15 protein-coding genes are annotated in these 13,576 nt (G+C 59.6%); all 15 read left to right on the forward strand.

Going from position 1 to position 13,576, the window contains the following annotated elements:
- Positions 1 to 252: 252 nt before the first annotated feature.
- The 15 genes from CCR95_RS14650 to purF all read left to right on the forward strand — a co-directional run bounded on the left by CCR95_RS14650 (position 253) and on the right by purF (position 13,455).
- Entirely contained in the window at positions 253 to 3,945 is a 3,693-nt protein-coding gene (locus CCR95_RS14650) for an RHS repeat-associated core domain-containing protein (protein ID WP_201095734.1), read from the forward strand.
- Between the two features lie 335 nt (positions 3,946 to 4,280).
- Entirely contained in the window at positions 4,281 to 4,406 is a 126-nt protein-coding gene (locus CCR95_RS25905; protein WP_276570270.1) for a hypothetical protein, read from the forward strand.
- Between the two features lie 77 nt (positions 4,407 to 4,483).
- Positions 4,484 to 4,687: a PIN domain-containing protein gene (locus tag CCR95_RS14655; protein ID WP_207188639.1), complete on the forward strand. Its 204-nt coding sequence runs from the start codon at positions 4,484 to 4,486 to the stop codon at positions 4,685 to 4,687.
- Positions 4,688 to 4,835: 148 nt separating this feature from the next.
- Positions 4,836 to 5,039 (forward strand): type II toxin-antitoxin system HicB family antitoxin, encoded by a 204-nt coding sequence (locus CCR95_RS14660; RefSeq protein ID WP_201095737.1) that lies wholly within the window; start codon positions 4,836 to 4,838, stop codon positions 5,037 to 5,039.
- Between the two features lie 2 nt (positions 5,040 to 5,041).
- Positions 5,042 to 5,254, forward strand: coding sequence for a type II toxin-antitoxin system HicA family toxin (locus CCR95_RS14665; protein WP_201095745.1), 213 nt, complete (start codon positions 5,042 to 5,044; stop codon positions 5,252 to 5,254).
- Between the two features lie 395 nt (positions 5,255 to 5,649).
- Positions 5,650 to 5,886, forward strand: a complete 237-nt coding sequence (locus tag CCR95_RS14670; RefSeq protein WP_201095747.1) for a DUF433 domain-containing protein — start codon at positions 5,650 to 5,652, stop codon at positions 5,884 to 5,886.
- A complete protein-coding gene (locus CCR95_RS14675) occupies positions 5,883 to 6,269 on the forward strand; it encodes a DUF5615 family PIN-like protein (protein WP_201095753.1) in 387 nt (128 codons plus the stop codon). The genes CCR95_RS14670 and CCR95_RS14675 overlap by 4 nt, the downstream gene beginning before the upstream one ends.
- A 390-nt stretch (positions 6,270 to 6,659) precedes the next feature.
- Positions 6,660 to 6,833, forward strand: coding sequence for a BrnT family toxin (locus tag CCR95_RS14680; RefSeq protein WP_201095762.1), 174 nt, complete (start codon positions 6,660 to 6,662; stop codon positions 6,831 to 6,833).
- Positions 6,834 to 6,928: 95 nt separating this feature from the next.
- The gene (locus CCR95_RS14685; RefSeq protein WP_201095764.1) at positions 6,929 to 7,147 is read left to right on the forward strand and encodes a hypothetical protein; all 219 of its coding nucleotides are present in this window, start codon (positions 6,929 to 6,931) and stop codon (positions 7,145 to 7,147) included.
- Between the two features lie 283 nt (positions 7,148 to 7,430).
- Entirely contained in the window at positions 7,431 to 7,982 is a 552-nt protein-coding gene (locus CCR95_RS14690; RefSeq protein WP_201095766.1) for a Uma2 family endonuclease, read from the forward strand.
- Between the two features lie 420 nt (positions 7,983 to 8,402).
- Positions 8,403 to 8,861: a midcut-by-XrtH protein gene (locus CCR95_RS14695; protein WP_201095768.1), complete on the forward strand. Its 459-nt coding sequence runs from the start codon at positions 8,403 to 8,405 to the stop codon at positions 8,859 to 8,861.
- A gap of 31 nt (positions 8,862 to 8,892) precedes the next feature.
- Positions 8,893 to 10,212, forward strand: coding sequence for a bifunctional tetrahydrofolate synthase/dihydrofolate synthase (folC, locus tag CCR95_RS14700; protein ID WP_201095770.1), 1,320 nt, complete (start codon positions 8,893 to 8,895; stop codon positions 10,210 to 10,212).
- 200 nt (positions 10,213 to 10,412) lie between these two features.
- On the forward strand, positions 10,413 to 11,084 hold the full coding sequence (locus CCR95_RS14705) for an SPOR domain-containing protein (RefSeq protein WP_201095772.1): 672 nt from the start codon (positions 10,413 to 10,415) through the stop codon (positions 11,082 to 11,084).
- Between the two features lie 89 nt (positions 11,085 to 11,173).
- Positions 11,174 to 11,665, forward strand: coding sequence for a CvpA family protein (locus CCR95_RS14710; protein WP_201095780.1), 492 nt, complete (start codon positions 11,174 to 11,176; stop codon positions 11,663 to 11,665).
- A 275-nt stretch (positions 11,666 to 11,940) separates the two neighbouring features.
- Positions 11,941 to 13,455: an amidophosphoribosyltransferase gene (gene purF / locus CCR95_RS14715; RefSeq protein ID WP_201095781.1), complete on the forward strand. Its 1,515-nt coding sequence runs from the start codon at positions 11,941 to 11,943 to the stop codon at positions 13,453 to 13,455.
- The last annotated feature ends 121 nt before the right edge of the window (positions 13,456 to 13,576 follow it).

The raw sequence follows: 13,576 nt of genomic DNA on the forward strand, positions 1-13,576 counted from the left end.
CCCGGCTTGAAGACGATCTGGCTGGGCATGCAGCGCATCATGGATTTCGCGGCTGGAATCAAATATGCCAAATATGCCAAATATGCCAGGGAGATGCCGGACACGTAAAGTTGTGTGTAATGGGATGGCTCTAATGGCATCATTACGACGATTGCAGGTAATGGCTCGACAGGGTCTAGCGGGGATGGCGGTCCAGCTATCCAAGCAAGGTTATATCGTCCAAGGAAGCTCGCAATCACACCTGATGGCAGTGTGATCTTCCCTGATGAAGGTAATAGTCGCTATCGCCGTATTGGCACTGATGGAACCATTAATGCCTTTGCTGGAACAGGTGTGATGGGCTTTCTTGACAATGACGGAAGTCCCGCTTCACAAGCAAGATTTTACGGTCCCAATGTTGCTGCTGTCGCACCTGATGGCGGCATGTTACTTGGAACGATGTTCAATTATCGTGTTCGACGAGTTGGGTCTGATGGCATTATTGATACTGTAGCCGGCACAGGCACTTACTACGGTACTGGGGGATATTACGGTGATGGTGGATTAGCTACTCAGGCAAGACTATATGCGGCAAAAGACATCGGATTTATGCCCGATGGTAGCACTCTGATTACCGACAGTGATGCAGGGATCTACGTTACGGCTCGAGTGCGGCGAATCGGTCTTGATGGGATCATCACTACATTTGCTGGCGGCGGTACTGATTCTGGCGATGGTGTGCCGGCGGCACAAGCAAGATTAGCCCTGTCTACCTATGGCTTGGCAGTTGGCCCGGACAGCATTGTTTTTATTTCAGATGCTGATAATGAGCGCATACGCAAAATCTCCCCGTCTAACCCGCGTTTCGGCATCAGCGACTTCACCATCGCCTCCGAAGACAGCCGCCAGTTGTATCGCTTCAGCGCTTCCGGCCGTCATCTGAGCACGATCGACACCCTAACCAAGGCCGTGGTCTACAGCTTCGCCTACGACAGCGCCGGACGTCTGACCGCCGTCACCGACACCGACGGCAACACCCTGACCATCGAGCGCGATGCCAGCGGCCACCCCACCGCCATCGTCGCCCCCTTCGGTCAACGCACCGCCCTGAGCCTCGACGCCAACGGCTACCTCGCCCGCGTCGCCGACCCGGCGGGCAACGCCTACGCCATGACCTATACCGCCGACGGCCTGCTCACCGCCTTCGCCGACCCCAACGGCCAGACCTCGACCCTGGCCTACAACAGCCTTGGCCAACTGATCGGCGACACCGAAGCGGCCGGCGGCGGCAAGACCCTGGAACGCGCCAAACTCGCCAGCGGCGACGGTTACAGCGTCACCCTGACCAGCGGCGAGGGTCGCGCGACCCTCTATCAGGTCAGAAACCTCGGCACCGGCGACCAGGAACGCCGTGTCACCGGCCCCGACGGCGCAACCACCGTCACGCTCACCCAAACCAACGGCACCATCAAAACCACCGCCCCGGACGGCACCGTCACCGAAACCGTCGAAGGCCCCGACCCGCGCTTCGGCATGCAGTCACCCATCGCCAAGAGCACCAAGATCGTCAGCGGCGGCAAGACCGCGACCCTCGCCACCAGCGTCAGCGCGGCCCTGAGCGATCCCCTGGACCCGCTCAGTCTGACCACGCTCACCACCGCCACCACGGTCAACACCCGCAACACCACCAGCGTCTACACCGCCGCCACCCGCCGCAGCGAGACCACCAGCCCCGCCGGGCGCAAGCGGTACAGCCTGCTGGATGCCCAGGGTCATCTCATCGAAACCGGCGTCACCGGCCTGGCCCCGCTCGCCCTCACCTACGACGCCCAGGGCCGCCCAACCACGCTGACCCAAACCAGCGGCGGCGAGACGCGCCAGATCCAGCTCGCCTACGACGCTCAAGGCCAGCTCGACACCCTGACCGACCCGCTCGGGCGCACGGTGGAATTCAGCCACGACCTCGCCGGGCGCCTCGTCGGCCAGACCCTGCCCGACCTGAGCCAGATCGGCTTCGACTACGACCCCAAGGGCAACCTCACCGCCCTGACCCCGCCGGGGCAGCCCGCGCATGCGTTCGACTACACCCCGGTCGACCTCGCCGCCGTCTATCAGCCGCCCAGCGCAACCCCCGGCGGCGACACCGGCTATGCCTACGACCTCGACCGGCAGCCGACTCGCGTGCTCCGCCCCGACGGCGACTCGATCGAGGCCAGCTATGACAGCGCCGGACGGCTCGACACCCTGACCACTCCAGCCGGGAGTTATGGCTACGGCTACAACGCCGCCAGCCAACTGATCAGTCTCACCGCCCCCGGCGACATCGACCTGAGCTACAGCTACAGCCAGGCGCTGCTAACCGGCGTCACCTGGACCGGCCCCGTCGCCGGCCAGGTTGGCTTCGTCTACGACAACGACTTCCGCTTGAGCCAGGTCACCGTCAACGGCGCCAACTCCATCGCTTACGCTTACGACACCGACAGCCTCCTGATCGCCGCCGGCGCGCTGACCCTCAGTCGCCGCGCCGACAACGGCCTGCTGTCCGGCACCAGGCTCGGCCTGGTCAGCGACAGCTACACCTACAACGGCTTCGGTGAACGCGCCGGCTACGAGGCCACGGTCGACGGCACCGAGCAATTCGCCGCGGTCTATACACGCGACCGGCTCGGGCAGATCGTCAAAAAGACCGAAACCGTCGCCAGCGTCACCACAACGGACACCTACGCCTACGACGCACGCGGGCGCCTGATTGAAGTCCAGCGCAATGATGTCATCACCGACGCCTACACCTACGATGCCAACGGCAACCGCCTGAGCAAGACCGCCAGCGGTAGCAGCGTGACCGGCACCTATGACGATCAGGATCGGTTGCTGGCCTACGGCGGCGCGACCTACGCCTACACCGCCAATGGCGAACTCCAGACCAAGACCGTCGGCGCTGCCGTCACCGCCTACGACTACGACGCCCGCGGCAACCTGCGCGGTGTCGACCTGCCTAACGGCAAGCAGATCGAGTATCTCATCGATGGCCAGAACCGGCGCATCGGCAAGCAGGTCAATGGGACGCTAGTGCAAGGCTTCCTCTATCAAGAAAGCCTCAAGCCGATCGCCGAACTCGACGGTACGGGAGACATCGTCAGCCGCTTCGTCTATGCCTCCGGGGTCAATGTGCCCGATTATCTGATCAAGGACGGCGCCACCTATCGCCTGATCAAGGATCACCTCGGCAGTCTACGTCTGGTCGTCGATGCCACGACGGGTGCCGTCGCCCAGCGGATAGATTATGACGCCTTCGGCAACGTGCTCGCCGACACCAACCCTGGCTTCCAACCGTTCGGTTTCGCTGGCGGACTCTATGATCAAGATACCGGCCTAGTACGTTTCGCCGCGCGGGATTACGATCCGGAGACGGGACGGTGGACGGCGAAGGATGTGATAGGATTTAGCGATACAGCCAATCGCTATGCTTACGCAAAGAATGACCCAATCAATTTGCAAGACTTGAATGGCTTATTTACGATTGGATTGAACTTTTATAATGGCTTTGGCGGCGGTGCGTCATTGTCTTTGGACGACAATGGCGCGTCGCTAGATATAGAATTCGGTTTAGGTAAAGGCATGGGAATCGAATTCGATCCGAAAGGCACCTCCTTCCGAGGAGATCCGTTGCGCTATGTTGAGGATGAAGCGGAGTGGTTCGCGGAAATAGAGGGAAAGAAGTCTGGAGTGGGCCTGTCTTGTTCGGCTAAGGTGCCCATTAGCGGTGATGATGGTTCGATCGGTGCACCGATATTCGACGGAAAGGTTTGCGCTGGGCCTCTTTGCGGAGGTTCAGGGGGGATTACAGGCAAATGGGATCCCAGTCAAAGCACTGCCGAGAATCTCGGTCGCTCTAAGGATGGCGGTTGGGCGAATGCGAGCGTTGAAGGCAAAGTTGGTGCGCGTTATCGCGCGAAATTATGGTGATTAATGGCGGAGCAAGTTAGCAAGGTAGGATGGGTAGAGTGACCACGGCACCACGCTGAATGTTGGCACGGATGCCGGCTGGCCACGAAACCCATCGAACCACCGCACTGACGCTTGAACTTGAACGCCCTCGGGATACCGTGGGCGTTTTCGGTTGGGTGTGAATCGGAAACCTCGGCGCGGGGCTCGGTGGGTTTCGCTTCGCTCGACCCACCCGACGAATCAATCCATCCCGGATGCTTCGGAAATGGCGAGCCGTGTAGTACCTTTCACTACCCGAACCGGGCGCGGTTCGCTATGATTTCGACACAGTCCATTCTCCACCGAGGCTGATCATGACCACGGCTGAAAGAATTGTTGAAGAAGCGCGCACCTTGCCCGAGTGCGATCTGCGCGAAGTGCTGGATTTTGTTGGCTTTCTGAAGTCGCGCGCGCCAGTCCATGGTCAACGAAGCCAATAGCGAAGCGGAGGCCGACTGGGCGGAATTCGAACAGGGCGCTGGCCTCTGGTCGGGAAAGTTTGTCCGTGAAGCCTGTTATGACCGCAAGATTCTTCGCTGATACCAATGTCGCCGTCTATGCGCTCGACACCGATCCGCAACGCCATGAACGGGCTTTATCCATCATGCGACGGCGCCCGGTGATCAGCACGCAGGTCGTCAATGAATTAAAAGGAATTAAAAGAAAAATTAAAAGGGCCGGGTTCGATTTAATTTCCAGATATGGAATCAGTTCAACTTAATCGCCTAACACGCCCATCAAACCGAGGCCATACTGCGCATCAAACTCAGGGCCATCCCGAAGTGTTGTGGTGGCGAAGTATGGCCCGGCTTATGGGTAACGTTGTGCCAAAATGAGGATTGTTCTATCAAACCATCTTAAAGTGGCCCATGAAATACAAAGTCGCTCTCCGAAAAACTGATGAAGGCTTTAGCGTCTCCTGTCCAGGTCTACCTGGATGCTGGTCACAGGGGAAGACAGAACAGGAAGCCTTGGAAAACATTGCAGATGCAATAAATGAATACGTTGCTGTTTCGGTAGAATTGGCAGCAACGGAAGACACCGAAATGCGGGAAGTCGAAGTGGCGGCATAAAGATGCCGAAAATTCCAGGTGTCAATCACCGCGATGCTGTTCGGGCTTTACAGAAGGCGGGGTTCCGAGTTGTCCAGGAAAGCAAGCACATCGTCATGTCTGACGGCGCCCGAATCTTAACCATTCCAAGGGGGAATCCTGTTGATGCCTTCACGCTCGGCGGAATCGTTAAGGATGCTGGTTTGACGGTAGAGCAATTCAAGAAACTACTTTGATGCGGGCAATTCCGGGGACAGTGCGGCCTGGCAAGGCCGCGCGTTCTAGCGGGTGTGACTCCCGCCGGGGTAATCGTGCGCCGCGAGCCCAGTATCGAGCCTTGCGGCGCGGCTGGTAACAGCCGGGTCGATGCGTAGCAAGGATGGGTAGAGTGACCACGGCACCGCGCTGAATGTTGGCACGGATGCCGGCTGGTCACGAAACCCATCGAACCACCGCACTGACGCTTGAACTTGAACGCCCTCGGGATACCGGGGGCGTTTTCGGTTGGCTGTGAAGCGGAAACCTCGGCGCGTGCGGTCACCCAATCGACGACTGCCGATGACCGGCTTGTGATGGCCGCGCCTATAATACTTCGCTCCTCCCGATCCCCGTGTCACGAGGCCAGAGACACATGAATTTCCCCAATCTCGAACGTATCACCATCGATCCCCGTTTGATGGGCGGAAAACCCTGCATTCGAGGCATCCGGATCACGGTCGGCGCCGTCACCGGCCTACTGGCGTCCGGGGAGTCCATCGACTCGGTGCTGGAATGTTATCCCAGCCTGGAGCGGGAGGATATCTACGCGGCCCTGGCCTATGCAACTTGGCGGGCGGAAGAATATGACCTGCCCCTCAAAGCGGGATGAACATTCTGCTCGATATGAATGTGCCGATGGTCTGGGAAGCGTTCTTGCGCGAAGCCAGCCACGCGGCGATCCATTGGAGTCGAATCGGAGCGATTCGTGCGCTGGATGAGGAAATCATGGCATGGGCGCGAGACCATGATCATGTCGTTTTTACCCATGACCTGGACTTCGGTTCCTTGCTCTTCTTGACCAATGCGACAGCGCCCAGTGTGATTCAAGTGCGGGCAGAATTCTTTTTGCCTAAATTCACTGGTGCCGCAGTGCTGGAGACCCTGGAGACGGCGGCCACGGCGCTGAGAGATGGTGCTTTGGTGACCATCGATCCGCGCCGACACCGGATTCGCTTGTTGCCGCTGCACCCTCCAGCAAGGCAGGGTGGGTAGAGTGACCACGGCACCACGCTGAATCTTGGCACGGATGCCGGCTGGTCACGAAACCCATCGAACCACCGCACTGACGCTTGAACGTGAACGCCCTCGGATACCGTGGGCGTTTTCGGTTGGGTGCGAATCGGAAACCTCGGCGCGGGGTTCGGTGGGTTTCGCTTCGCTCGACCCACCCAAGCGGGACGGGTTATTTTACCCCGTCCCGGACGTTTGAAGTACCACCGACCGTGGTTGAGATCCAAACACTCCGAACGAGGCGGATGCCCCGTCCGGCTTGAGGACCAGTCGCTGCTGGCCGAGCGGTCCAGGCCGTCAGTGTCGCTGTTGGTGGGTGGGTATGCATTTTGTGCCCTGCTCACCTCATGACGATTGAATAGAGGAATCGACTTGAGTCTGGTTTTCGAGTGGGATCCACGCAAAGCGGCGGCCAATGTTCGTAAACATGGCATCGACTTCCCGCAAGCCATTGCCGTTTTCGACGACCCATTGGCCAAAATTTTCCTGGATTCCTGGCACTCGGAAAACGAGCCGCGAGAAATCATCATTTGGACACCTCCATGATCGCCGGTTGTGTCTGGTCGTTTTTACCGAAATCAGCGAAGATCGCCTGCGCATGATCAGCGCGCGGGCGGCGACACCGAAAGAGCAACGAGACGATGAACGCAATACAGAATGATCTGTTGCCGGAGTACGATTTCGACTATTCGCAGGCGCGACCCAATCGTTTTGCGGGGCGGGCGTCTGCTACCGTTGCGCTGCGCCCCGATGTGCTGACGTATCTTGAGGCGCGAGCGACAGCGAAAGGACTATCGCTGGGCGAGATGGTCAACGATATGTTTAAAAAAGACATCGAACTGATTGAGGCAGTGAAATAGCAAGGTAGGTAGAGTGACCACGGCATGACGCCGATCGTTGGCACGGATGCCGATTGGTCACGAAACCCACCGAACCCATGCGCCAACTCTTGATCGTTGAACGTTCCAGGTAGCCGAATGGTACGCTACTTTGCACGGACGCCGACTGGCTGTGAAAACCCCTCGTTGACCGCTCCAACGCCTGACCAAAGCGCCCCCGCGACATCGGGAGCGTTTTGGGTTGAATTCAGTGGGCCGGTTGCGCGAATATACCCGCCTTTCGATCCATTGTCGGAGGCGTTCGGTGGAGGCCCTGAAGCTCAAGACCCTCGACGATCTGCTCCTGTCGCCGGAGGAGCGGGTGGAACTGATCGGCGGAGACATCGTGCGCCGGCCGATGGCGCGTATCGCCCATGGTGCCGCACAGGGCAACCTGCGTGGTGAGCTGAATCCCTTCAGCGGCCGCGATGGTCCCGGCGGCGGCTGGTGGTTCGCCACCGAGGTCAGCGTCGCTTACGAGATCCACGAATGCCCGTCGCATGACCTCGCCGGTTGGCGCCGGGAGCGGCTGCCCAGGCTTCCCGAAGGCGTCATCGACCTGCCGCCGGATTGGGTCTACGAGATCGTCTCGCCTGGACACGAGAAGAAAGACACCCTGGTCCTGCCGCTGCTGCTCAAGCGACATCGCGTGCCCGACTACTGGCTGATCTGGCCCGAGGCGCGGCGGCTGATCGCCTACAGGCTCAGCGATGGCGATTGGTGCGAGACCGCGACGCTCGAAGGGAGCGACCGCGCCCGCATCCCGCCTTTCGATGCCATCGAGCTGGACCTGGATGCCCTGCTCGGCGGCGGATGAACCGACCGCTGTGGTCGCTCGTCACCGATTTTCAAACTGCGTCCGCTCGAACTCAGCAAGGGGTGGGTAGAGTGACCACGGGATGACGCTGATTGTTGGCACGGATGCCGATTGGTCACGAAACCCACCAAACCCATACGCTAACGCTTCATCTTTTTGAACGCCCTCGGGATACCGGGGGCGTTTGCGCCCGTCAGCTACCGGGTCGCCTAAAGAACCAATGCGTCAACGCTTGATCTTTGAACGTCCTCGGGACACTCTTCGACTTCGCTCAGGGCGGGCCGGGGCGTTTCTGGTTGGGTGCGAATCGGAAACCGCGGCGCGGGGTTTGGTGGGTTGAGGTTGGGTTTGTTTCTCACCCTAATCTGAACACGAGTTTTTGCTTAAAACATTTCATCACTTCAGCGAGTCGAGGTTGCAATGAACGGTATTATCGTCTGGTCGGCGCAAGCCAGTACGTCGGTTCCAACACTTAGCGAAATCATGATGGTTGTCCTCTGTTTGCTACTGGCCGTCATGGCTTATTTTTTTATGCGTTCCCGGCCTGGCGCAAACCGGTTGATGAGTATTCTGTTGGTTATGTTCCTGGTCGGCGTGTTTGGCTTTGCATCCCAAAACTATGTTGTCGCCAACCCGCCGCCTGACACAGTCACGACTGATGGCCGATGCAATGGTGGAACGGAAAATTATGACGCAGATGATCCAGGTCAGACGTTCTTCAACAATTGCCAGAATAGCGTTTTTATTGTTAGCCATAGCGGTAATTGTCAGGATCCCACTTCTCAACGGTTAAAAGGCGCAATGCTGAACTGCACGCCAGGACAGACTCTTGCGCCGAGTGAACGATGCTACCTGGAAACATGCCAACAAGACGGCTGAAAGCAAAAAGTAACGGGATACCGCAAATCTCATGCATTCAAACGCTTCATCGTTGCCCCATTCGGCTTCGGTTGGATACCGCTTCACAACCCTCGCCGACTGGCTCGACTGGCAGGTCACGCTGCACCCAAAACGCATGGACCTGGGTCTGGAGCGCGTGGCGGCGGTGTGGGAGCGACTTGGCCCCAAACCGCTGCCGTTTCCGGTGGTCACGGTTGGCGGGACCAACGGCAAAGGTTCCTGTGTGGCCATGATCGAAGCCATGACCCAGGCGGCGGGTTATCGCTGCGGCTGTTACACCTCGCCGCATCTGCTGCGCTATAACGAGCGTGTGCGGATCGCTGGCGAATCCGTTTCCGATGAGGCGCTATGCGAGGCCTTCGCGCGAGTCGACCGGGCACGCGGCGACACGACACTGACTTACTTCGAGTTTGGCACCCTGGCGGCACTCGATCTCCTCGTGCGCGATGGTCCGGATCTGGCTGTGCTGGAAGTCGGGCTTGGCGGGCGTCTCGATGCGGTCAATCTGCTCGATGCCGATGTCTCGGTGGTCACCTCGATCGGGCGCGACCATACCGCCTGGCTGGGCGAGACGCTGGACGAGATCGCCTTCGAAAAGGCCGGCATCTTTCGCCCTGGTCGTCCGGCCATCATGGGTCAGCGGGACGCTCCTTCGCGGCTGCGCGAAGAGTCTGTCCGACTGGGTGCCATGCCACTGCAACTCGGGCGTGAATTCGATCATGAAACCGCGGATGCCGGATGGATCTGGAAGGGCGCGGGAGGCGAACGACTTTCCTTGCCGTTGCCGACCCTGCGTGGCGCCTTTCAACTGGATAATGCCGCGGCGGCGATCGCCGCGCTCGCCTGTCTGCGCGAGCGTCTGCCCGTGCCCGTCAACGCTCTTCGTGCCGGGTTGCAACGTGCCCGGCTTGCCGGACGGTTTCAGGTGATTCCGGGCACGCCGACCTGGATTCTCGACGTGGCCCACAATGGCGCGGCGGCACAAGCCCTGGCGACGAACCTGCGGGCCTTCGCGTGTCCCGGCAAGTTACGCGCCGTGCTGGCGGTCCTGTCCGACAAGGAGCCGGAAGCCATCGCGAAACCCTTGCTGCCCTTTGTCGCGCAGTGGTTCCTGGCGCAAAGCGACGATCCCCGCGCGATGTCCGTAGACCGTCTTGCCGCGAGACTGGACGAGGTATTGCCGGAACCCGCGGCGGAGCGTTTTGTTCATCTGGCGACTGCACTGGAAGCGGCCTGTGCCGCGTCCGCCCCCGGCGACTGTCTGCTGGTGATCGGTTCTTTCACGACGGTCTGTCAGGCTCTGGAGCGATTTCCAGCACACCCTGTCTGAGGAGTCAAGCCGCCCGCCGTCCTCTTGGCGAGAAGCGAACCCGGCGATCCTCCATCGCGGCTCCTCCAACGTTCAGCGAGAGGTTATACTTCAGTTCACGATGGGATCCTCAAGCCATCGGCTTCATCGCGCGGTCCCTTAAGGGCCTCGCCTGGCTTAGCTTCAGGGTGTGTATTATGCGAGAAGGAGCCAAAAGACGCTTGGCGGGCGCGGTTGCGGTCATCGCGCTGGCGGTGATCTTCGTGCCGATGTTGTTCGAAGGAGAATCGCTGGCGCCGCCGTCGGTCCAGAGTTCTCTTCCGCCCGAACCGGACTTCGACCATCGCGCCGGATCCGAGCCTGCGCCAGGTTTGACGACTGACCCAATGGCCGAACCGATGGATGATGGCTTGCCGGTCGAAAGCGAACCGCCGATGCTCCCGGCGCCCAGCACCTCTGCTGAGGCTTATCCCGGAAGCACGACTGACGATGAGTTTGACGGTGAGCCCGATCAGAACGGTCAAGCGCAAAATGCCGTTCGGAATGTCTCGCCATCCGAGCAACCCGGCCAGATTGGTCGTCCGTCCGCCAAGCCACCGCGCATCGTGAAGGGAACCGATGACGCAGCTCCGGGGCCGAGCAGGAAGGACGATGGCATGCCCTCTTGGATCGTTCAGGTCGCCAGTGTGGGAACGGCTCAGGGTGCGGCGGAACTCGAACAAAAATTACGGAATGCCGGTTTTTCAGCCTTTGTGGAAAAGGCCGAGGTCCGAGGAAAGCAGTATTATCGGGTGCGTGTAGGACCCGAGGTGGATCGCGAAAGTGCCGAGCGCGCCGCCACCAAGCTGCGTCAACAGCAGAAGCTGGACACCTTGATTCAGCGCTATCCATGATTTTGAATAGGCGGGCTACTGTGCCTCGCTTCTTGGGGCGCGGCCTTTTCCAGGGTCTAGTCGGTTGACATGAACGATCGGGAGTCGGGATGAACTGGGTCGATTTTGCGATCATCGCGATCGTGACGCTGTCCGCATTGGTCGGGCTGGCACGCGGCATCGTCCGCGAGTTGCTTTCCCTGGGAGTCTGGATCGCCGCTCTGCTCGTCGCCTGGTTCTTTCACCGGGAGGTAGCCGATCTGCTCGTCGCACAGTTCGAGCAGCCGTCGGTGCGGATTGCGGTTGCCTTCATCGGTTTGGTGCTTGTTACCTTGGTTCTGGGCGCGATTCTCGGAGCCATTCTGACCTCGCTCGTCGACAAAGCCGGTCTGACCGGCGCTGATCGCGTGCTTGGTTTTGCCTTTGGCGCGGGGCGTGGTGCGGTGATCGTCGCAATGGCGGTGTTTCTTGCCGCCTTGACACCGCTGCCGAGCGACCCAGTATGGCAGGATTCCATTCTGATCATTCACTTCCAGGGGGTGGCGGATTGGATTCTCAGCATGGTCCCCGATGACATGCAGGCGCTGATGAAGCAGCTTTAGACGATGTCCTAAAACAATCCACCCACGGTAACAAATATTAGGGACGCTCCGCGCGGCATCGACAAATCCTCGTGGTTGATCGTTGGTAGTGTTCTGGAGTACCTTCTCTCGCTCTCAATCATTTGCCTACATCCCTTCGGCTCCGCTCAGGGCAGGCCCTTCGGCTCCGGTCAAGAAAAGCGTTTCAGCTCCACTTAGAGCAGTCCCTTCGGCTCCAATCGGAGCTCGCGATTCGATGCAGAGCAAGCCGACCCGATGGCAGGGGCGAGGATCCTATGTGCGGTATCGTTGGTATTGTCGGCAAAAGTCCGGTCAATCAAGCTCTTTATGACTCACTCCTGGTTTTGCAGCATCGCGGTCAGGATGCCGCGGGCATCGTGACCTGTCAGGGCGATAAGCTCTATCTGCGTAAGGATAACGGTCTGGCCAGGGATGTGTTCCAGACCCGTCACATGATTCAGTTACGCGGCAATACCGGCGTGGGGCATGTGCGCTATCCCACCGCCGGGGCGTCCAGTTCGGCGGAGGCGCAGCCTTTTTATGTCAACTCGCCCTATGGCATCGTGTTGGCCCATAACGGCAATCTGACCAATGCCGAGGATCTCAAGCGCGACCTCTTCGTCGATGACCTGCGCCATCTCAATACCGAATCGGATTCCGAGATTCTGCTGAATATCTTCGCCCATGAGTTGCAGGTTCAGGGCAAGCTGCGCATCGACGAGCAGGATGTCTTTCGGGCCGTGGCGGGCGTGCATCGTCGCTGTCGGGGCGGCTACGCGGCGGTCGCCATGATCCCCGGTTTCGGGGTGTTCGGGTTCCGCGATCCCAACGGGATCCGGCCGCTTGTTTATGGCCGCCGCGAGACTCCCGCGGGCGCGGAGTACATGATCGCCTCCGAAAGCGTGGCGCTCGACACCCTCGGCTTCAAACTCATCGCCGATGTCGCACCAGGGGAGGCGGTGCTGATGACCGTCGATGGCGAACTCCATACCCGCCAGTGCGCGCCTCAGCCAGTGTTGTCCCCCTGCATCTTCGAGTTTGTCTATTTCGCCCGCCCGGACTCCATCATCGATAACATCTCGGTGCACAAGGCCCGCTCGCGCATGGGCAAAAAGCTGGCGGCCAAGATCAAGCGCGACTGGTCCAGTCATGACATCGACGTGGTGATCCCGGTCCCCGACACCAGCCGCACCGCAGCCCTGCAACTGGCGAATCAACTCGGGATCAATTATGCCGAGGGCTTCATCAAGAATCGCTACATCGGACGCACCTTCATCATGCCCGGTCAGACGGTGCGCAAAAAATCGGTCCGTCAGAAGCTCAATGCCATCGATCTGGAGTTCCGCAAAAAGAACGTGCTGCTGGTCGACGACTCCATCGTGCGCGGCACCACCTCGCAACAGATTATCCAGATGGCTCGCGATGCGGGCGCGCATCGGGTCTATTTCGCCTCCGCAGCGCCGCCGGTGCGCTACCCGAATGTCTATGGGATCGACATGCCCGCGGCCAGCGAACTCATCGCCCATGGCCGCACCGAGGAAGAGGTCGCGCGCGAATTGGGAACCGATGGTCTGATTTTCCAGGATCTTGGCGATCTGATCGAGGCGGTCCAGAAAAAGGGCAAGAGCCATGTCGACCGTTTCGATGCCTCGGTGTTCGACGGCGTCTATGTGACGGGCGATGTAACGCCGGAATACCTGGCCTCGCTGGAGGCCCGGCGCAACGATGGCGCCAAGGAACATGGTTTCTCGTGCAGCGAGAGCGCCATTGATCTCAGCAATACCGATTAAACCGCGTCCGGAGCGAAATACGTCGTTTTGAGTGGGCAGCCAATTTCGCATCAATCCGAGGCGTCGGCGTCGACGCGGTTTAAAATTTTATATTTTTTAATCTCTTAAACCGTGCCAGCTC

The sequence above is a fragment of the Thiocystis minor genome (genome assembly GCF_016653465.1).
GTDB lineage: Bacteria > Pseudomonadota > Gammaproteobacteria > Chromatiales > Chromatiaceae > Chromatium > Chromatium minus.

Bases quoted from the DNA above. Each gene is read 5' to 3' on its own strand.
- CCR95_RS14655 (WP_207188639.1), top strand. From the start codon at position 4,484: ATGACCGCAAGATTCTTCGCTGATACCAATGTCGCCGTCTATGCGCTC.
- CCR95_RS14675 (WP_201095753.1), top strand. From the start codon at position 5,883: ATGAACATTCTGCTCGATATGAATGTGCCGATGGTCTGGGAAGCGTTC.
- CCR95_RS14685 (WP_201095764.1), top strand. From the start codon at position 6,929: ATGAACGCAATACAGAATGATCTGTTGCCGGAGTACGATTTCGACTAT.
- CCR95_RS14695 (WP_201095768.1), top strand. From the start codon at position 8,403: ATGAACGGTATTATCGTCTGGTCGGCGCAAGCCAGTACGTCGGTTCCA.
- CCR95_RS25905 (WP_276570270.1), top strand. From the start codon at position 4,281: ATGACCACGGCTGAAAGAATTGTTGAAGAAGCGCGCACCTTGCCCGAG.
- CCR95_RS14710 (WP_201095780.1), top strand. From the start codon at position 11,174: ATGAACTGGGTCGATTTTGCGATCATCGCGATCGTGACGCTGTCCGCA.
- purF (WP_201095781.1), top strand. From the start codon at position 11,941: ATGTGCGGTATCGTTGGTATTGTCGGCAAAAGTCCGGTCAATCAAGCT.
- CCR95_RS14665 (WP_201095745.1), top strand. From the start codon at position 5,042: ATGCCGAAAATTCCAGGTGTCAATCACCGCGATGCTGTTCGGGCTTTA.
- CCR95_RS14670 (WP_201095747.1), top strand. From the start codon at position 5,650: ATGAATTTCCCCAATCTCGAACGTATCACCATCGATCCCCGTTTGATG.
- folC (WP_201095770.1), top strand. From the start codon at position 8,893: ATGCATTCAAACGCTTCATCGTTGCCCCATTCGGCTTCGGTTGGATAC.
- CCR95_RS14660 (WP_201095737.1), top strand. From the start codon at position 4,836: ATGAAATACAAAGTCGCTCTCCGAAAAACTGATGAAGGCTTTAGCGTC.